This window comes from Pandoraea horticolens (assembly GCF_902459555.1).
GTDB lineage: Bacteria > Pseudomonadota > Gammaproteobacteria > Burkholderiales > Burkholderiaceae > Pandoraea > Pandoraea horticolens.
The window spans coordinates 85693-104278 of record NZ_CABPSM010000004.1; the positions used below are offsets into that span (position 1 = coordinate 85693).

An 18586-nucleotide genomic window follows, 5' to 3' on the forward strand; every position below is an offset into this window, starting at 1 on the left:
AATTCAGCCTATCTCTCATGATCCTCTCGGATAACACCTGAGTCGACCTTCATCCTTCGTCTGAAAATGCAGGTGATGGTGCAATGCAGCGTTGATCTCGCATGGATTTCTGGCCACTATCGTCGGAGACATACAGTAACGCAGGCGCGGCCCTTATCCGTTTTTTGCATAAATTGCGTGAATAAATGGGGCTACAATTCGCAGTGAAAATTTGACTCATTCTGCTCGTCCAAGAGCCTTTCCTCATGCCCACGCCGATCGATCCGAAACTGCGCGAAGCTGCGCTCGAGTATCACGAATTCCCCACTCCCGGCAAAATCGCCATCGCGCCGACCAAGCAGTTGCTCAACCAACGCGATCTCGCGCTGGCGTACTCGCCGGGCGTCGCGGCCGCGTGTGAGGAAATCGTTGTCGATCCGCTCAACGCATCGCGTTATACGGCGCGCGGCAATCTGGTCGGCGTCATCTCGAACGGCACCGCGGTGCTCGGTCTGGGCGACATCGGTCCGCTGGCATCGAAGCCGGTGATGGAAGGCAAGGGCGTGCTGTTCAAGAAGTTCGCCAACATCGACGTGTTCGATATCGAGATCGACGAGAAGGACCCCGAGAAGCTCGTCGACATCATCGCGGCACTGGAGCCGACTTTCGGCGCGATCAATCTTGAAGACATCAAGGCGCCTGAGTGTTTCATCGTGGAGCGCAAGCTTCGCGAGCGCATGAAGATCCCGGTCTTTCACGACGATCAGCATGGCACGGCCATCGTGGTTGCCGCAGCACTCATCAACGGCCTGAAGGTGGTCGGCAAGGAACTGACGTCGGTGAAGGTGGTCACGTCCGGCGCGGGCGCCGCCGCACTCGCATGCCTGGACCTGCTCGTCGACATGGGCCTGCCTATCGAGAACGTCTGGGTGACGGACCTGGCGGGCGTGGTGTACGAGGGCCGTACTGAACTGATGGATCCGGAAAAGATCCGTTTCTCGCAAAAGACCGATGCTCGCAGCCTTGCCGAGGTGATCGGCGGCGCAGACGTGTTCCTCGGCCTGTCGGCCGCCGGCGTGCTTAAGCCGGAAATGGTCAAGACGATGGCCGATCAGCCGCTGATCTTCGCGCTGGCCAATCCGAACCCGGAAATCACGCCGGAACTCGCGAAGGAAGTGCGCCCGGATTGCGTGATGGCAACCGGTCGCACCGACTACCCGAATCAGGTCAACAACGTCCTGTGTTTCCCGTTCATCTTCCGCGGCGCCATCGATGTTGGCGCGACTACGATCACGCGCTCGATGGAAATCGCCGCCGTGAACGCGCTGGCGGAGTTGGCGCGTCAGGAGCAGAGCGATATCGTGGCGTCGGCTTACGGTATCAAGAACCTGTCGTTCGGCCCGGAATACTTGATTCCGAAGCCATTCGATCCGCGTTTGCTGGTCAAGGTCGCCACCGCTGTGGCCGAAGCGGCGATGGCCGCAGGTGTCGCCACGCGCCCGCTCGCGGATGTGGATGCTTACTCGCAGTCGTTGCAGCAGTTTGTGTACCACAGCGGCAGTCTGATGAAGCCGCTGTTCTCGGTGGCGCGTAGTGTGCCCGCCAACAAGAAGCGCATTGCGTTTGCCGAGGGCGAAGAAGAGCGTGTGCTGCGTGCCGTGCAGGTACTCGTGGACGAGCGCGTGGCGACGCCGATTCTGGTGGGCCGCCCGGCCGTGATCGAACATCGCATCGAGCAATATGGCCTGCGCCTGACGCCGGGTGTCGATTTCACCGTCGTCAATCCGGACCACGACGAGCGCTATCGCGATTACTGGGAGACGTATCATCAGTTGACCAATCGCAAGGGCGTGACGGCGTCGTATGCACGCGTTGAAATGCGCCGCCGCACGACGCTGATTGCCGCCATGCTGGTGCGCAAGGGCGAGGCCGATGGCCTGATCTGCGGCACGGTGTCGACGCCGGGCCGTCACCTGCACTTCATCGATCGCGTGATTGGTAAGCGCGCGGGTGGCCACGTGTACGCTGCGATGAACGCACTGATTCTGCCGAATCGCCAGATTTTCCTGGTCGACACACACATCAATCAGGACCCGAGCGCCGAGGAACTGGCCGAGATCACGTTGATGGCGGCTGACGAGATTCGCCGTTTCGGCATCCAGCCGAAGGTGGCGTTGCTCTCGCACTCGAACTTCGGTACGAGCGATGCCAATTGCGCACGCAAGATGCGCGAAACACTGGCAATTCTGCAAGAGCGTGCGCCAGAACTGGAAGTTGACGGGGAAATGCACGGTGATTGTGCGCTCGACCCCGAACTCCGCGCGCGCATCATGCCGGACTCGACGCTTACCGGCGCCGCCAACCTGCTTGTCATGCCGAACATCGATGCTGCGAACATTGCCTACAACCTGCTCAAGACGGCAGCCGGCAATAACGTCGCGATCGGCCCGATCCTGCTAGGTGCGGCGAAGCCGGTGCATATCCTGACCGAGTCCGCTACGGTACGCCGCATCATCAACATGGCTGCGCTCGTGGTGGCCGATGCGGCAGCGCAGCAAGAATCGCGCTGATCTGGCGAGGGTACAGGGCAGATTGGCGCTGTTCGCCACACGTTGACGACAAACGCCGCACCTATTCGGGGCGGCGTTTTGTCATTTTTGCGACGCATTTTACCCAGCGAAAATATTCATGTGGGTGCTTACTATCATGAAACCCCTTATGTTTTCATGAATTTGTTGACTAGTTTGGTTGCAAAATGTAAGCCGACATTGATTCTCGGGAGCAATAGCGATAACCTTACGGCTTCACCCACCAGAACGAGTCCGCAGCGCAAAACGGCGTCGGGCGACAGGCTAGCTATGACAATGGCACGTTGGCTTCATCGGGGCATCGTGGCGCTGACGGCGGCTGGTAGTGTTTTTCTGGCGGGCAATACCGTGGCGCGCGAAACCGCGCCATACGTCACGGATCAAACGGCAGCGGTATCCGTTGCTGAGTTGCCTCGTGAAGCGCAGCGCACGCTGACGCTGATTGCTCAGGGCGGGCCGTTCCCCTATGCCAAAGATGGCATTGTGTTCGGGAACTACGAAAAGCGTCTGCCCAAAATGCCACGCGGCTATTACCATGAATATACGGTGCCGACTCCCGGTGCCCGTAATAGAGGTGCTAGGCGCATCATCTGCGGCGGCGACCAACGCACAGTGGATCCGTGTTACTACACGCAAGATCACTACAACAGCTTTAGACGCATAAGGGAATGACAGCAGTATGAGTGAGCCGGTTTTCGCACAGGAACGCGGGAAAGATCTTATGGCAGATCCATTCGGTGCGGGCGAGGGCAACTTGTTCAAGCAGGTGCTGGGCCTGCATGCTGTAGCGCGGGCCGGCCGCCGCCATACCTTATCGGAAGAGGGAGATATGAGTCTTTTCAAGACCGTCAGGCCGAATATCGTGCAGTCGATCCGTGCATTCCGCGTGCCGGAACTGGCCGCAGAGGCCGAGCGACTCGGGCAGCACTTCCTATACGCCAATTGTTCTCAGGCGCAGAGCAAGGCCGAGGTGCTGGAGACGATTGCCACATCGTTTCTGTTCCCCAAGCATTTCGGGAAGAACTACGATGCGTTGCACGACTGTCTCACCGATCTTGTGAGCCACTCTGGCCCGCAACCGGGCTTCGTGGTGGTGCTTGAGGGATTGCCGGTGGTGACGAAGTTCGATAAGGATGGCCGGGAAACACTGCTCGACGTCTTCCGTGATGCCGCTGAATTCTGGTCGGAGCGTCGTGTCAGCTTCCGTGTTTTCTACTCATTTGCCTGATCGCTACTGGTTTCATCGGCAGTGAATTCTCGCGAATTCGCTGCCTGACGTAGACAGATGCGTGCCGCGATGTGATTTTGTGTCATAGCGAAGGCGAGAAAAAAGGTCCGTAATGCGGACCTTTTTTCATTTCTGGCCGGGTGCCGACCATCCGACACTTCGGTGCTACCTCAGCCGGTATGACCGCCAAGGAATTTCTGCGCGAGACTTGCCAGATCCAACTGGCCTTGCGGCAGGTCGCCGTTCGGCGCGAGTTGATTGACAACCTCCGGTAGAAGCGAGGACAACTGCTGTGCGGCGTCGTCCTGGCTGATGCCAGCGGTATCGGCCAGTTGTTGCAGGCGACCGCCGGGCCCAAGCGCTTGCGTGACCTGATCGGCCGAGACGGGCTGGTTGCTTCCGGTACCGACCCACGAACGCATGGCGTCGCCGAGCCCGCCGGTTTCCAGCATCTGCGTCAGGCCGCCCAGACCGCCAAGCGCGCCAACCAAATCACCGGGGGAGGTCGCCTGGGCGCCAGAGCCCGTGGGCTGCGGTGTCTGCGCACCGCCCAGCAAGCCGCCCAGCAGGCCGCCGAGACCGCCGCCACCGCCCGCTGCGGCACCACCGCCCAGCATCCCGCCGAGTGCGCCGCCTAGCGAGCCGAGCAGGTCGCCGCCCTGAGCGCCTTGACCTTGCGCGTTACCGGAGCGGCTGGCGATCATCGCCAGCAAGCCCATCAGCAGCAACATCTTGGTATTGCCGCCGCCGCTACCGCCACCGGCCTGATTGCCGGACACGTCGCCGAGAATGGAATCGAGGATACCCATGAGGATTTGCTCCTTAGGCTTGAGAAGCCGTTGATCGAGTCATCTATGCTTACCAACCGCCCCAGCGCGCGGCCAAAGCGGCAAGCACCGCAATGCCGGCTGTTTCCGTCCGTAAGATACGTTCTCCAAGACGAATTGCCGCAAAACCGGCCTCCCGCGCGAGCGCTTCTTCCTGAGGTGTCAGTCCACCTTCTGGGCCGAAGAGCAACACGCCTGGTTCAGGCGGCGCTTCACGCGGCAGCGAATCGAAACCGCTGTCTGCTCTAGGTGACAATAGCACACGCCATCCATAGCACGTCCTCGTGTCCTGCTCGCACAACCAGGTTCCGATCGGGCGGATCGGTAGGATGCGCGGCACGCGGTTTCGTCCGCACTGCTCGCAAGCAGCTTGCGCCAGGGCTTGCCAATGCGCTATCCGTTTTGCGGCGCGCTCTGCATCGAGGCGGATCACCGAGCGTTCGGTGGCGAGCGGCTGGATGTCCGTCACACCGAGTTCGATGGCCTTTTCGATCAGCCAGTCCATTTTGTCGCCGCCGGCGATGCCTTGCGCCAGCGTGACGCGATACGGCGTCTCCGTTTCCCGCGTATCGTGCTCCGCGAGCTGCGCCGTGGCGTGCCGTTTTTCCAGCGTCGTGAGTACGGCCGGATACTCGCCGCCCGTGCCGTTGAATAGCGTGAGTCTGTCACCCGTCTTCAGACGCAATACCTGAACGTGACGAACCACGGTGTCGGGAAGGTCGAGCAGCGCGCCGGCGTGCAGCGGCGCATCAATGAAAAAACGAGGCATACGGGCGAAAGGTGAAGGAAGGCTGCGAGGCGGGGCGATGGGGACAGAAGCATACCCCAATGCGATCGAAGCGAGCGTTCAGCCGCGAGGTGCGACAGGGCGAGCGAAGCCCCAGCGATACCCGTCCGGGTCTTCCAACTGGCAGAAGCGATCGCCCCAGAATTGGTCGCTGGGTGGCATCAGCCCTTTTGCTCCGGCGGCAATGGCGCGGGCGTATAGCGCATCGACGTCTTCCGTATACACGTAGAAGCTCTGCGGCGCTTCCACGCCTGAGGTGCGCGGCGTGCGTGCCGTGCTGGCAAACGCACCTTCGGGAGCAAACATCAGGATCAGTTGGCCCTGATAGAACATTTCGACATGCATGACCGCACCGTCGTCGTCCACCATGTCATGCATCGTGAAACCAAACGCCTGGGCATAGAACGTTGCGGCCGCTCTGGCATCGCGTACGGTCAGATAAGGCGTCAACCACGGTACGTGAGGCGGGCGGGGATCGGACATGACGGTGCTCCGGTAAGTCCGCCGGCGGGGGCGATGGGCGCGCGTCCCGAATCCTGAAAATGGGGGGAGGAACGGGCGGGGCCGACGGTCGTGACTAGCCCTCAATATACAAGGAACGCGTGTTCGCTTCACCCGCAGTGTGTCATCTTGTTGCCGAGTGATCCGGTGAACTGCCAAGTACGTCCGCCAGTTCCGGCGGGATGTCGAACAGCGCGGCGTGCCGCGAGGGCGAATAGTGACGCAGGGGTTGCAACGCGTCTGGCAGGGCGTCCGGGACGCTTGTGCGCACATCCAGGGAATCGCTGGCGAACACGAGCGCCCATTGCGTGCCGTACAGCGGCACATACGTTGTTATGGGCTGGACGCAGGCGAACACCGAGCGCAGGGCGGTGAGCATATGTCGCACCGGATCGGCCTCGAACCAGGGGACGCCCAGTTGCAGGGCGATCCCGCCGCGAGGTCCGAGTAACGCGCGGATTTTGGCGAAGAACGCCGCGTCGTGTAGCGTCGCCGCTTCGCCGTCGGCTTCCGTCAGATCGAAAATCACGGCATCGAATCGTTCGCCATGTGCGAGCGCGGCATCCACGAGATGCCGGGCGTCGCCGATGACGAGTGTCGTGCGTGGATCGTCAAACGCACCGTCGGCCAGCGCCGGCATGTACCGAAGGATCGTTGCGGGAACCTGAGCATCGAGTTCGGCAACGACGACCTCACGCACACTCGCATGGCGCAACGCCTCGCGTGCCGAGCCGCCGTCACCGCCACCGAGTATCAGCACGCGCTCGACACTGCCGTGCGCAAGCATCAGCGGGTGCACCATGCATTCGTGGCAGATATGCGCATCGGCGAGCGAGGCCATGAACCGGCCATCGAGCCGATAAGCGCGTCCGAGCGCGCCGAATGCCGGTAAATCCAGGATCTCGATGTGTTGGTGAGCCGTCGTGGTGGCGAATACCGGGTGCGCAGCGAACGAATAACCGGCCCACCGCCCGAGAGGTGCCGTGTAAAGGGGGGGCGCGATGCCGGATTCATGTTCGGGGACGTCACGTTTGGCGGGCATTGGTAGGGGAACTTCCTCTAATTTGTGGCGATCACGTCACTTTCTCGCATGATTCCACGTTCCCGCCGGTTGGGGAAGTTCGCCACGAACGACCCGGGCAAGTGCCGTATCTGGTAAAATCTTGGTCTTTTCCTGCATTTGAATTTCGCGCGGCAGCTTGCGGCAACGGGGCACGCCCGCTCTTTCGGCTGGTCACCATGACGAACTCCTCTTCTGCTACGGCTGCACTGATGGCCTCTGCCATTCGCGTCCTTTCCATGGATGCGGTCCAACAGGCCAACTCCGGTCACCCTGGCGCGCCGATGGGCATGGCCGATATCGCCGTTGCTCTCTGGGGCCGTCATCTCAAACATAACCCCGTCAATCCGCACTGGTTCGATCGCGACCGCTTCATCCTGTCGAACGGCCACGGTTCGATGCTCATCTATTCGCTGCTGCATCTGACGGGTTACGATCTGCCGATTGAAGAGCTCAAGCACTTCCGTCAACTTCACAGCAAGACCCCGGGTCACCCTGAAGTGGGCGTCACGCCGGGTGTCGAGACGACTACCGGCCCGCTGGGGCAGGGCATCACCAACGCCGTGGGCTTTGCGCTCGCCGAGGCGCTGCTTGCCAAGGAATTCAACCGCCCGGGCAACGACATCGTCGATCATTACACTTACGCATTCCTCGGCGACGGCTGCCTGATGGAAGGCATCTCGCACGAAGCCTGTTCGCTCGCGGGCACGCTGCGTCTGAACAAGCTCATCGCACTGTACGACGATAACGGCATCTCGATCGACGGTGACGTCGAGTACTGGTTTGCCGATGACACGCCCAAGCGCTTCGAAGCTTATGGCTGGAACGTGATTCGCGGCATCGACGGGCACAATGCCGACGCTGTGGACGCTGCCATCGCACAAGCCAAGACATCGGATCGTCCGACACTGATCTGCTGCAAGACGCTCATCGGCAAGGGCGCACCGAACAAGCAGGGTGGTCACGATGTGCACGGCGCACCGTTGGGCGCGGACGAAATCGCTGCCACGCGCGCTGCGCTGGGTTGGCATCTGCCGCCGTTCGAAGTGCCGGCCGAAGTCTATGCAGCATGGGATGCCAAGGCGGCGGGGCAGAAAGCCGAAGCCGCGTGGAACGAGCGTTTTGCCGCCTATCGCAGCGAGTTCCCGGCAGAAGCTGCCGAGTTCGAACGCCGTATGAAGGGCGAACTGCCGGGCGACTTCAAGTCGGCCGCTGCGGCATTGATCGCCAAGGCCAACGAGAAGGCCGAGACGGTCGCGACGCGCAAGGCGTCGCAACTGGCCATTGAGGGTCTGGCTGCGGTGCTGCCGGAATTTCTGGGCGGCTCGGCAGACCTGACCGGCTCGAACCTGACGAACTGGAAGGCCAGCAAGGCCGTGCGTGCGAACGCGGAAGGCGTGCAGTTCGGCAACCACATCAACTACGGTGTGCGCGAGTTCGGCATGAGCGCCATCATGAACGGTATTGCACTGCACGGCGGTTACCTCCCGTTCGGCGGCACGTTCCTGACGTTCTCCGATTACAGCCGCAATGCGCTGCGTATGGCGGCGCTCATGAAGCTGCGCTCGATCTTCGTGTTCACGCACGACTCGATCGGTCTGGGCGAAGATGGCCCGACGCACCAGTCGATCGAGCACGTCTCGAGCCTGCGTCTGATTCCGCAAATGGACCTGTGGCGTCCGTGCGATACGACGGAGACGGCGGTCGCGTGGGTGGCGGCGGTGGAGCGTCACGATGGCCCGTCGAGCCTCGTGTTCAGCCGCCAGAACCTGCCGTTCGTCTCGCGTGACGACGCGCAGATCGCCAACATTCGCCGTGGCGGCTACGTGCTGCGTGACGTGGCGAATCCGCAGATCGTGCTGATCGCGACCGGCTCGGAAATGGATCTGGCCCTCAAGGGCGCCGAAGTGCTGGCTGCCGAGGGGATCGCGGCGCGTGTCGTGTCCATGCCGTCGACCAACGTGTTCGACCGTCAGGACAAGGCGTATCGCGAGAGCGTGCTGCCGCGCGGTGTGCCGCGTGTGGCCATCGAAGCCGGCGTGACGGCGTTCTGGCATAAGTACGTCGGCCTGGAAGGCGGCGTGGTCGGCATCGATACCTTCGGCGAGTCGGCCCCGGCCGGCGTGCTGTTCAAACACTTCGGCTTGACCGTCGACCACGTGGTTGCGACGGTCAAGTCTGTGCTTGGCTGATTTCGTTAGACCTTACGGAGATACCCCCATGACCATTCGCGTCGCTATCAACGGCTACGGCCGTATCGGCCGCAACGTACTGCGTGCCCACTACGAAGGCGGTAAGAAGCACGACATCGAAATTGTCGCCATCAACGATCTCGGCAATGCGCAGACGAACGCTCACCTGACGCAATACGACACGGCTCACGGCAAGTTCCCGGGCACGGTGTCGGTCGACGGCGACTTCATGGTCGTCAACGGCGACAAGATCCGTGTGCTGGCCAACCGTAACCCGGCAGAACTGCCGTGGGGCGAGCTGGGTGTGGATGTCGTGCTCGAGTGCACTGGCTTCTTCACCACGAAGGAAAAGGCCAGTGCCCACCTGAAGGGCGGCGCGAAGAAGGTCATCATCTCGGCTCCCGGCGGCAAGGACGTGGACGCCACCATCGTGTTCGGTGTGAACGACGGCGTGCTCAAGTCGACCGACACGGTCATCTCGAACGCTTCGTGCACCACGAACTGCCTGGCACCGCTGGTTCAGCCGCTGCACGAGAAGATCGGTCTGGAAACGGGCCTGATGACGACGGTTCACGCTTACACCAACGATCAGGTGCTGACGGACGTCTATCACGAAGACCTGCGTCGCGCGCGTTCGGCCACGATGAGCATGATCCCGACCAAGACGGGCGCCGCTTCGGCTGTCGGCCTAGTGCTGCCGGAACTGAACGGCAAGCTCGACGGCTACGCCATTCGCGTCCCGACGATCAACGTGTCGATCGTTGACCTGTCGTTCATCGCCAAGCGCGACACGACGGTGGACGAAGTCAACGCGATCCTGAAGGAAGCCGCTGAAGGTCCGCTGAAGGCCATTGCTACGTACAACACGGCGCCGCTGGTGTCGGTCGACTTCAACCACAACCCGGCCTCGTCGAACTTCGACGGCACGCTGACCAAGGTGTCGGGCCGTCTGGTGAAGGTCAACTCGTGGTACGACAACGAGTGGGGCTTCTCGAACCGCATGCTCGACACGACTGTCGCGCTGATGTCGGCGAAGTAAGCGCGTTCGACGCGAGTGTTAAAAAAAGCCGCTGTCGTGAGATGGCGGCTTTTTTCATTGACGATCGCTTTCGGGATTTGTCCGGTATTGGATTCAGTGGCAGGCAATATTCCGCGATTCAGGTGAAAAGTCGGCGGAAGCTTTGATACGGCGATGTGCTCACGACACCTGAGCCTAACCGCACTTTACGGAGAGCTATTGTCAGCGACGCGCAGTAACGTGGAGCTAAACGAGCGGCGGGAATGCGGGGGAAATCCCAGAATGCCCCTGTGGAAAGGCATTCTGACAGGTCAATTTTTAGTTTTTTTGACGGTACGGGCACGGTTCCTTTGTGCAACTCCCGTACATGGCGAGCGAGTGTTCCTGAAGCTCGAAGCCGTTTTCCTTTGCAATCATCTTCTGGCGGCGTTCGATTTCTGCGTCGAAGAACTCTTCGACACGGCCGCAGTCAAGACACACCAGGTGATCGTGGTGATTGCCTTGGTTAAGTTCGAAAACGGCCTTGCCGGATTCAAAGTTGCTGCGCGACAATAGCCCGGCTTGCTCGAATTGTGTCAGCACACGGTAGACCGTGGCCAGGCCGATATCGAGATTTTCATTGAGCAGATGACGGTAGACGTCTTCAGCGGTCAGATGGCGCACCTTGCTACTCTGGAAAATCTCCAGAATTTTCAGGCGCGGAAGCGTGGCTTTCAGTCCGATATTTTTCAAATCGGCGGGATTCGGCATCGCTCTACGTCCCTAGAGTACAATACAGCCCCAATAATAATGCCTTTTTGCCTTGCCCGGGTACAAACCGGGGCAAACGGGACGGTAATCGCCGTCAATGGGGGCGATGTGGCGGCGCGCCCGGCGTGCCGGAGTCAAGTTCGATTTTTTTGAAAGCGAGTCAGATTTGCGTCGTTATCTCTCCCTTCCGTTCTCCGTCTGTGTTGCGGCGGCATTCCTGGCGTTGGCCGGCTGCTCGACGTATGACAGCGTGACCGACAAAGTGATCGGCGTGGTCACGCCGTATCGAATCAACATCGTTCAGGGTAATTTCGTCTCGAAAGAGGCCTATGACCAGCTCAAGGCCGGCATGAACCGCGATCAGGTGCGCCAGTTGCTGGGCACGCCGCTGCTCACGGACATATTCCACGCAAACCGCTGGGACTACGTCTTCTACTTCAAGCGCGGCAATGCCTCCGTGGTGCAAGAGCGCCATCTGAAGCTGTATTTCGAGGGCGATACGCTGGCACGTTGGGAAGGCGGCGAAAACTTGCCGACCGAGTACCAGCTCGTTCAGGAAATCGACGGTCAGAAGGGCAAGGCCGTGAAGACCGAAGCGCCCGCGCCGTCGACGGCAAGCGCTGCTGCCGCCGAGGCCGCTGCACCGTCGCCGGATGCTGCCGCCATTGCACCGGTCGCAGCACCTGCGGCAAACGGCGTCTCGACGGTGTCGGCCGACCCTGCCGTGCAGGCCGCGCCTGCTGCTGGCAACAGCGCATCGGGGAGTACCGGCGCGTCCGGTGGTACGGGGCTTGTTCCGTCGCCCGTGACCTCCGGTGGTGGTCTGTTCTCGATGCCCAAGTAAGCGGTTGGAAGTCTAAAGAATCACGATGATGAAAATTGCGATTGCTGGCGCCTCCGGCCGTATGGGCCGGATGCTGATCGAAACCGTCCTGGCGGCCGACGACGCCGAACTGGTCGGTGCCCTCGACCGCGAAGGCAGCCCGGCGCTGGGGCACGACGCCGGCGCTTTTCTGGGCCGCGAGACGGGGGTGAAAATCACTGCCGATCTCGACGCCGCGCTCGCCAGCGCCGAATACCTGATCGACTTCACGCGCCCTGAAGGTACGCTGGCGCATCTGGCCGCCGCCGAAAAGCACGGCGTAAAGATGATCGTCGGCACCACGGGCTTTTCGGAAGAAGACAAGGCGCGTCTGGCTGCGGGGGCCGAGCGTGTGGCCGTCGTGTTCGCCCCGAACATGAGTGTTGGCGTGAACGCCACGTTCAAGCTGCTCGAAGTCGCCGCCAAGATCCTGAACACGGGTTACGACATCGAGATCATCGAAGCCCACCATCGCCACAAGGTCGACGCGCCGTCCGGGACGGCGTTGCGCATGGGCGAAGTCGTGGCCGAGGCGTTGGGCCGTGATCTGAAGGAATGTGCCGTCTATGGCCGCGAAGGCGTGACCGGCGAGCGCGACCCGTCGACTATCGGCTTCGCCACCGTGCGCGGCGGCGATATCGTCGGCGATCACACGGTGCTCTTCGCCGGCATCGGTGAGCGTATCGAAATCACCCACAAGTCGTCGAGCCGTCTGTCGTACGCGCAGGGCGCGCTACGTGCTGCCCGCTTCCTCGCGCAACACAAGACCGGCCTGTTCGACATGCAGGACGTGCTGGGCCTACGCTGATCCAGCGTCGGCTTCTGGCCAGGGAGCCGGCTGGCGCATCGCGTGTGAAGCGCCAGCCAGCCTCTGAAGTTCTGACGTCATCGGAAGGGTTGGACTCCACCGCAGATCGCACGATGCATCGGCGGGTTCCGGAGTCAAAGTGACCTAAAGGCCGCATCCCCTCGCAGCCGTCGCGCCGAATCCGCTCCCGGCGGCGTTATAATTATCGTTTTCCCCGGATTTGCCCTGAAAGTCCTGCGTGCCGCGCTATCTGTGCCGCACGTCAGTGGGGGCCGACCGAGCCGAATCCTATCCGCCGACCCATCATGCAAGAAAAATACGTTCCCGCCGACGTCGAAGCCTCCGCCCAGTCTCACTGGCAGGCGATCGATGCCTACAAGACCACCGAGCGCGCGGACAAACAGAAATTCTATTGCGTCTCGATGCTGCCGTATCCGTCGGGCAAGTTGCATATGGGGCATGTGCGCAACTACACCATCAATGACGTGATGTACCGTCAGATGCGTATGCGCGGCTACAACGTGCTGATGCCGATGGGCTGGGACGCCTTTGGCATGCCGGCGGAAAATGCGGCCATGGCCAACGGCGTGCCGCCGGCCAAGTGGACGTACGACAACATCGCGTACATGAAGAAGCAGATGCAGGCCATGGGTCTGGCGATCGATTGGTCGCGCGAAGTCGCCACCTGCAAGCCGGAGTACTACCGCTGGAATCAGTGGCTGTTCCTCAAGATGCTCGAGAAGGGTGTCGCTTATCTGAAGACGGGAACGGTGAACTGGGACCCGGTCGACCAGACCGTGCTCGCCAACGAGCAGGTGATCGACGGCCGCGGCTGGCGCTCGGGTGCGCTCGTTGAAAAGCGCGAAATCCCGATGTACTACATGCGTATCACCGAATACGCCGACGAATTACTCGGCGACCTGGACGAACTCGGCTGGCCCGAGCGCGTGAAGGTGATGCAGCAGAACTGGATCGGCAAGAGTTTCGGCGTGAACTTCGGCTTCCCGTACGAACTCGATGGTGAGAGCAAGTTGCTGCGCGTGTTCACCACGCGTGCCGACACGATCATGGGCGTGACCTTCTGCGCGATTGCCGCCGAGCATCCGCTGGCCACGCGTCTGGCGGCTGAGCGTCCAGACTTGCAGGCGTTCATCGCCGAATGCAAGCAGGGTGGCGTGGCGGAAGCCGACATCGCCACGATGGAAAAGAAGGGGATGCCGACGGGCTTCTTCGTCACGCATCCGCTCACCGGCGACAAGGTTGAAGTGTGGATCGGCAACTACGTGCTGATGGGTTACGGCGAAGGTGCCGTGATGGGCGTGCCGGCGCATGACGAGCGCGACTTCGCGTTCGCGCGCAAGTATGGTCTGCCGATCAAGCAGGTTGTCGCGGCGGCCGGCGAGACGTACTCGACGGATGCCTGGCAGGCTTGGTACGGCGACAAGGAAAATGGCACGCTGATCAACAGCGGCAAGTACGACGGCCTGGGCTTCGCGGCTGCCGTCGACGCCATTGCCGCGGATCTCAAGGCGAAGGGCATGGGCGACAAGCAGGTCACGTTCCGTTTGCGTGACTGGGGCATTTCGCGTCAGCGCTACTGGGGCACGCCGATCCCGATCATTCATTGCGACGCGTGCGGTGCCGTGCCGGTACCCGAGAAGGATCTGCCGGTTGTGCTGCCCGAAGATCTCGTGCCGGACGGCACCGGCAATCCGCTCGCCAAGTCCGAAGCGTTCCTCAAGTGCGATTGCCCGAAATGCGGCAAGCCGGCACGCCGCGAGACCGACACGATGGACACGTTCGTGGACTCGTCGTGGTACTTCTCGCGCTACGCCTGCCCGGATGCCGACAAGATGGTCGACGAGCGCACCAATTACTGGATGCCGATGGATCAGTACATCGGCGGCATCGAGCACGCGATTCTTCACCTGTTGTATTCGCGCTTCTGGACCAAGGTCATGCGCGATCTGGGGCTGGTGAGCTTCAAGGAGCCGGCGCAGAACCTGCTCACGCAGGGCATGGTGCTCAACGAAACGTACTATCGTGAAGACACCTCGGGCAAGAAGACATGGTTCAACCCGCTCGACGTGCAAGTGCAATTCGACGACAAGGGCCGTCCGACCAGCGCGACGTCGAAGGCCGACGGGGCGGACGTGACGCTTGGCGGCATCGAGAAGATGTCGAAGTCGAAGAACAACGGGGTCGATCCGCAATCGCTGATCGATCAGTACGGCGCCGATACGGCGCGTCTGTTCGTGATGTTCGCCGCACCGCCCGAGCAGCAGCTCGAGTGGTCGGGCGCCGGCGTTGAAGGTGCGAGCCGCTTCCTGCGCCGTCTTTGGGGCTTCGGTCAGTCGCAGGCTGCGCTGCTGCGTCAGACGGACGCCGCCATCGAGACGGCCAACCCGGCGGCTCAGGCGCTGCGCCTTGAGATTCATAGCGTGCTCAAGCAGGCCAACTACGACTATCAGCGTGTGCAGTACAACACGGTGGTGTCGGCCGCGATGAAGATGCTCAACGCCATCGAGAGCGACAAGGGCGCTGCGGGCGCCGGCGCGGTGCGCGAATGCTACGGCATTCTGCTGCGCGTGCTGTACCCGGTGGTGCCGCACGTCACGCACGGTCTGTGGGCCGAGTTGGGCTATACCGCCCAACTCGGCGATCTGCTCGACGCTGCGTGGCCGGAAGTCGACGAAGGCGCGCTGGTGCAAGACGAAATCGAACTCGTGCTGCAAGTGGCCGGCAAGGTGCGCGGCGCCGTGCGTGTGGCGAAGGACGCTTCGCGCGAGACCATCGAGCAAGCCGCGCTGGCACACGAAATGACGGCCAAGTTCGGCGAAGGCAAGCCGGTGAAGAAGGTCATCGTCGTGCCGGGCCGTCTCGTGAACGTAGTGGTCTGAGGCAGCAGCCGCTGCCGCGGGTCGATGAATTGATGACGTTTGGTGACAAGAGGGCACATCACGTGCAAATGACATCCGGGCAACGAGGCGTCGGCGTGACGCGCAGGATTTTCGGCTGGGTCGCTTTGCTGGGCTGCGCGTTGACGCTGTCCGCGTGTGGCTTCCAGTTGCGTGGCGCAAGCGAGTACGCGTTCCATCGTCTGTACATCTCGGGTGGCGGTCAGATGGGGACCGATATCTCGCGCTATATTCGCTACGGCAGCAAGGGAACGGTCGTTGTGACCGAACCCAAGGACGCCGATGCCCGGCTCGAAATCGTAAGCGCGACGGGGTCACGCTCGGCGATCAGTCTCGACGCAAACGGCCAGGCGCGCGAGTATGAAATGCGCACCTCGTTCACCTTCCAGCTCGTGACACCTGACGGAACGCCGATCATTCCGTTGAGTACGATTCGCCTGACCCGCAATCTGCCGTATAGCGACAGCGAAACGACGGCACGCGACGCGGAAGCTGCGCTGCTCAATCGAGACATGCAGAAGGACGCCGTCGCTCAGATCATCCGTCGCATGGAAGCGGTAAAGTCCATGCCGGCGAAGAAACCGGAAGAGTAACGTCTACCCTTATGCAACTGCGTCCCGACGCGCTCGACGCGCATCTCGCCAAGACCCTCTCGCCGATCTATACGATCTACGGCGACGAGAGCCTGCTTGTGCAGGAGGCGGTGGATCGCGTGCGCGCAGCGGCGCGTGCGGGGGGCTTCACCGAGCGTGACGTGCTAAGCGTTGAGCGCGGCTTCGATTGGGGCGCCCTTGCGAACGCCGGGCAGTCGATGTCGCTGTTCGGCGACCGCAAACTCATCGAGTTGCGCATTCCCGGCGGAAAGCCGGGCAAGGACGGGGGCGCTGCGCTCAAGGCGCACGCCGATGCCGCCAATAGCGACGTGCTGACCATCATCACGCTGCCCCGGCTCGATGCTACCGCGACCAAGTCCGACTGGTTCTCGTCGCTCGATCGCGTGGGTGTCACGATCAAGATCGATCCGGTCGACCGGAGCCGTCTGCCGGACTGGATCGCCCAACGTCTCACCGCGCAGGGACAGCGCGTCGAAGCCGGTGAGCCGGGACGTCGCGTATTGCAGTTCATCGCCGACCGCGTCGAGGGCAACCTGCTCGCGGCGCATCAGGAAATTCAGAAGCTCGGCCTGCTGTACCCGTCGGGCGCGCTGGCGTTCGAGCAGGTGCAGGACGCCGTGCTTAATGTCGCGCGCTACGACGTCTTCAAGCTCAGCGAAGCTGTACTGGCCGGCGATGCCGCCCGGCTGGTTCGCATGCTCGACGGTCTGCGTGGCGAAGGCGAGGCCGCGCCGCTCGTGCTGTGGGCGTTGACCGAAGAGGTCCGCACACTTGCCAAGATCACGCGTGGGATGGCAGCGGGCAAGCCGCTTGCCATGTTGCTGCGCGAATACCGTGTCTGGGGCCCGCGCGAGCGACTGATGGAACAAGCGGCGAATCGCGCCACGCCGGCCATGCTTGCGCAGGCGCTGCAGTTGGCGGCGCGTCTGGATCGGCAGGTCAAGGGTCTGCGTGCCGATGGCCTGCCCGGCGACCCATGGGACGGCATGCTGCAACTCGGCCTGCTGCTCGCGGGCGAGCGACCGCCGACGGCGCGCTCCGCCCGCGCACCGCGTCCGGTGCACGCCTAGCGCGCCCCAATTCCTGCCAACGCCGGCTGCCTGCACTGGCCGCCAACAGAATGCAAAGGCGACCGCGTCGCCCAAAGAACTGCCGAACCGACGATATGGATATCAAAGCCTACATGCAATCGCTGGGCCAGCGTGCCCGTGAGGCGTCACGCGCCATGGCGCGTGCCGATACTGCCGCCAAGAATCGCGCATTGCTGGCGATTGCGGATGCCATCGAACGCGATGGCGCGATGTTGCAGGAAGTGAACCGCCGCGATCTCGAGCGGGCGCGCGCCAACGGTCAGGACGCCGCGTTCATCGACCGCCTCACACTGTCCGACAAGGCGCTGCGCACGATGATCGAAGGGCTGCGCCAGATTGCCGGCCTGTCCGATCCCATCGGTGAGATCAGCAACGTGCGCGTGCAGCCGAGCGGCATTCAGGTGGGCCAGATGCGCGTGCCGCTGGGCGTCATCGGCATCATTTACGAATCGCGTCCCAACGTGACCATCGACGCCGCAGCGCTTTGCCTCAAGTCGGGCAACGCGACCATTCTGCGCGGCGGTTCGGAAGCCATTGAAAGCAACACTGCGCTGGCAGCGCTCATTGCACAGGCGCTCGCGAACACTGGACTGCCGGGTGACGCCGTGCAGGTGGTGAATACGCCCGATCGCGCTGCGGTCGGCGAACTCATCACCATGACCGAATACGTCGACGTGATCGTGCCGCGCGGTGGCAAGAGCCTGATCGCACGTCTGATGCGAGACGCCCGCGTGCCCATGATCAAGCACCTCGATGGCATCTGCCACGTCTACGTCGACGGCCGCGCCGACCCGGCGAAGGCGCTGGTGATTTGCGAGAATGCCAAGACGCACCGCTACGGCACTTGCAACACGATGGAGACGCTGCTTGTCGATCAGCAGGCCATTGGCCAGTTGCCTGCCATTGCCCGCATGTTCCAGAGCAAGCAGGTCGAGTTGCGTGGTTGCGAACGCACGCTCGCCGCGCTGGGCAATGCCGGCGTGACGGGGGCAGTGGCGGCGACCGAGGAAGACTGGTCCACGGAATACCTCGCACCGGTGCTGGCGATCAAGATCGTCGACGGCCTCGCGCCGGCCATCGAGCACATCAATCGCTACGGCTCGCATCACACCGACGCCATCGTCACCGAGGACTACTCCGCTGCGATGCAATTCCTGCGCGAAGTCGATTCGGCAAGCGTGATGATCAACGCCAGCACGCGTTTTGCCGATGGCTTCGAGTTCGGTCTGGGCGCGGAGATCGGTATCTCGAACGACAAGCTGCACGCGCGGGGGCCGGTGGGTCTCGAGGGCCTGACGAGTCTGAAGTACGTCGTGTTCGGGCACGGCGAAGTCCGCCAGTAATCGCGTCGCCAACTACGTCC

Annotated in this window: 16 protein-coding genes; 11 read left to right on the forward strand and 5 right to left on the reverse strand. The window is 62.1% G+C overall.

Translation table 11 applies throughout. The annotated features are described in order from the left end of the window. Window positions 1-245 precede the first annotated feature (245 nt). From PHO31112_RS08870 to PHO31112_RS08880, 3 genes are all read left to right on the forward strand, one after another. Window positions 246-2549 (forward strand): NADP-dependent malic enzyme, encoded by a 2304-nt coding sequence (locus tag PHO31112_RS08870; protein WP_150620187.1) that lies wholly within the window; start codon window positions 246-248, stop codon window positions 2547-2549. A 294-nt stretch (window positions 2550-2843) separates the two neighbouring features. Further along, a complete protein-coding gene (locus PHO31112_RS08875; protein ID WP_010803972.1) occupies window positions 2844-3239 on the forward strand; it encodes a guanyl-specific ribonuclease in 396 nt (131 codons plus the stop codon). Window positions 3240-3288: 49 nt separating this feature from the next. Beyond that, window positions 3289-3795, forward strand: coding sequence for a barstar family protein (locus tag PHO31112_RS08880; RefSeq protein WP_425495168.1), 507 nt, complete (start codon window positions 3289-3291; stop codon window positions 3793-3795). Window positions 3796-3965: 170 nt separating this feature from the next. Here the strand turns inward: PHO31112_RS08880 and PHO31112_RS08885 are convergent, their stop codons facing one another. The 4 genes from PHO31112_RS08885 to PHO31112_RS08900 form a co-directional block, all read right to left on the reverse strand. Beyond that, window positions 3966-4604, reverse strand: coding sequence for a YidB family protein (locus tag PHO31112_RS08885; RefSeq protein WP_150620188.1), 639 nt, complete (start codon window positions 4602-4604; stop codon window positions 3966-3968). 49 nt (window positions 4605-4653) lie between these two features. Continuing rightward, window positions 4654-5391, reverse strand: coding sequence for a 16S rRNA (uracil(1498)-N(3))-methyltransferase (locus tag PHO31112_RS08890; protein ID WP_150620189.1), 738 nt, complete (start codon window positions 5389-5391; stop codon window positions 4654-4656). A gap of 78 nt (window positions 5392-5469) precedes the next feature. Then, on the reverse strand, window positions 5470-5892 hold the full coding sequence (locus tag PHO31112_RS08895; protein ID WP_150620190.1) for a VOC family protein: 423 nt from the start codon (window positions 5890-5892) through the stop codon (window positions 5470-5472). A gap of 142 nt (window positions 5893-6034) precedes the next feature. Then, window positions 6035-6952, reverse strand: a complete 918-nt coding sequence (locus PHO31112_RS08900; RefSeq protein ID WP_150620191.1) for a spermine/spermidine synthase domain-containing protein — start codon at window positions 6950-6952, stop codon at window positions 6035-6037. Window positions 6953-7149: 197 nt separating this feature from the next. On the opposite strand from PHO31112_RS08900, the gene tkt reads away from it, so the two are divergent. Together tkt and gap are read left to right on the forward strand one after the other, a co-directional pair. Beyond that, window positions 7150-9162, forward strand: a complete 2013-nt coding sequence (gene tkt, locus PHO31112_RS08905) for a transketolase (protein ID WP_150620192.1) — start codon at window positions 7150-7152, stop codon at window positions 9160-9162. A gap of 28 nt (window positions 9163-9190) precedes the next feature. Next, entirely contained in the window at window positions 9191-10201 is a 1011-nt protein-coding gene (gene gap / locus PHO31112_RS08910; RefSeq protein ID WP_150620193.1) for a type I glyceraldehyde-3-phosphate dehydrogenase, read from the forward strand. Between the two features lie 297 nt (window positions 10202-10498). Here the strand turns inward: gap and fur are convergent, their stop codons facing one another. Continuing rightward, a complete protein-coding gene (gene fur / locus PHO31112_RS08915) occupies window positions 10499-10930 on the reverse strand; it encodes a ferric iron uptake transcriptional regulator (protein ID WP_150620194.1) in 432 nt (143 codons plus the stop codon). 166 nt (window positions 10931-11096) lie between these two features. Here fur and PHO31112_RS08920 point away from each other — a divergent pair, with 166 nt between their 5' ends. From PHO31112_RS08920 to PHO31112_RS08945, 6 genes are all read left to right on the forward strand, one after another. Then, window positions 11097-11774, forward strand: a complete 678-nt coding sequence (locus PHO31112_RS08920) for an outer membrane protein assembly factor BamE (protein WP_246177898.1) — start codon at window positions 11097-11099, stop codon at window positions 11772-11774. A gap of 28 nt (window positions 11775-11802) precedes the next feature. Then, window positions 11803-12600: a 4-hydroxy-tetrahydrodipicolinate reductase gene (gene dapB / locus PHO31112_RS08925; RefSeq protein WP_150620371.1), complete on the forward strand. Its 798-nt coding sequence runs from the start codon at window positions 11803-11805 to the stop codon at window positions 12598-12600. 305 nt (window positions 12601-12905) lie between these two features. Further along, on the forward strand, window positions 12906-15500 hold the full coding sequence (gene leuS, locus PHO31112_RS08930; protein WP_150620195.1) for a leucine--tRNA ligase: 2595 nt from the start codon (window positions 12906-12908) through the stop codon (window positions 15498-15500). Window positions 15501-15595: 95 nt separating this feature from the next. Next, complete coding sequence (locus PHO31112_RS08935) at window positions 15596-16111, forward strand: LPS-assembly lipoprotein LptE (RefSeq protein WP_174995630.1); 516 nt, start codon at window positions 15596-15598, stop codon at window positions 16109-16111. 11 nt (window positions 16112-16122) lie between these two features. Next, window positions 16123-17202: a DNA polymerase III subunit delta gene (holA, locus tag PHO31112_RS08940; protein WP_150620197.1), complete on the forward strand. Its 1080-nt coding sequence runs from the start codon at window positions 16123-16125 to the stop codon at window positions 17200-17202. A 95-nt stretch (window positions 17203-17297) separates the two neighbouring features. Beyond that, window positions 17298-18566, forward strand: coding sequence for a glutamate-5-semialdehyde dehydrogenase (locus PHO31112_RS08945; protein ID WP_150620198.1), 1269 nt, complete (start codon window positions 17298-17300; stop codon window positions 18564-18566). Window positions 18567-18586 lie beyond the last annotated feature (20 nt).

Excerpts from the sequence above, each read along its gene's own strand:
- PHO31112_RS08870 (WP_150620187.1), top strand. The coding sequence starts at position 246 with ATGCCCACGCCGATCGATCCGAAACTGCGCGAAGCTGCGCTCGAGTAT.
- PHO31112_RS08875 (WP_010803972.1), top strand. The coding sequence starts at position 2,844 with ATGGCACGTTGGCTTCATCGGGGCATCGTGGCGCTGACGGCGGCTGGT.
- PHO31112_RS08880 (WP_425495168.1), top strand. The coding sequence starts at position 3,289 with ATGGCAGATCCATTCGGTGCGGGCGAGGGCAACTTGTTCAAGCAGGTG.
- PHO31112_RS08885 (WP_150620188.1), bottom strand. The coding sequence starts at position 4,604 with ATGGGTATCCTCGATTCCATTCTCGGCGACGTGTCCGGCAATCAGGCC.
- PHO31112_RS08890 (WP_150620189.1), bottom strand. The coding sequence starts at position 5,391 with ATGCCTCGTTTTTTCATTGATGCGCCGCTGCACGCCGGCGCGCTGCTC.
- PHO31112_RS08895 (WP_150620190.1), bottom strand. The coding sequence starts at position 5,892 with ATGTCCGATCCCCGCCCGCCTCACGTACCGTGGTTGACGCCTTATCTG.
- PHO31112_RS08900 (WP_150620191.1), bottom strand. The coding sequence starts at position 6,952 with ATGCCCGCCAAACGTGACGTCCCCGAACATGAATCCGGCATCGCGCCC.
- tkt (WP_150620192.1), top strand. The coding sequence starts at position 7,150 with ATGACGAACTCCTCTTCTGCTACGGCTGCACTGATGGCCTCTGCCATT.
- gap (WP_150620193.1), top strand. The coding sequence starts at position 9,191 with ATGACCATTCGCGTCGCTATCAACGGCTACGGCCGTATCGGCCGCAAC.
- fur (WP_150620194.1), bottom strand. The coding sequence starts at position 10,930 with ATGCCGAATCCCGCCGATTTGAAAAATATCGGACTGAAAGCCACGCTT.
- dapB (WP_150620371.1), top strand. The coding sequence starts at position 11,803 with ATGAAAATTGCGATTGCTGGCGCCTCCGGCCGTATGGGCCGGATGCTG.
- leuS (WP_150620195.1), top strand. The coding sequence starts at position 12,906 with ATGCAAGAAAAATACGTTCCCGCCGACGTCGAAGCCTCCGCCCAGTCT.
- holA (WP_150620197.1), top strand. The coding sequence starts at position 16,123 with ATGCAACTGCGTCCCGACGCGCTCGACGCGCATCTCGCCAAGACCCTC.
- PHO31112_RS08945 (WP_150620198.1), top strand. The coding sequence starts at position 17,298 with ATGGATATCAAAGCCTACATGCAATCGCTGGGCCAGCGTGCCCGTGAG.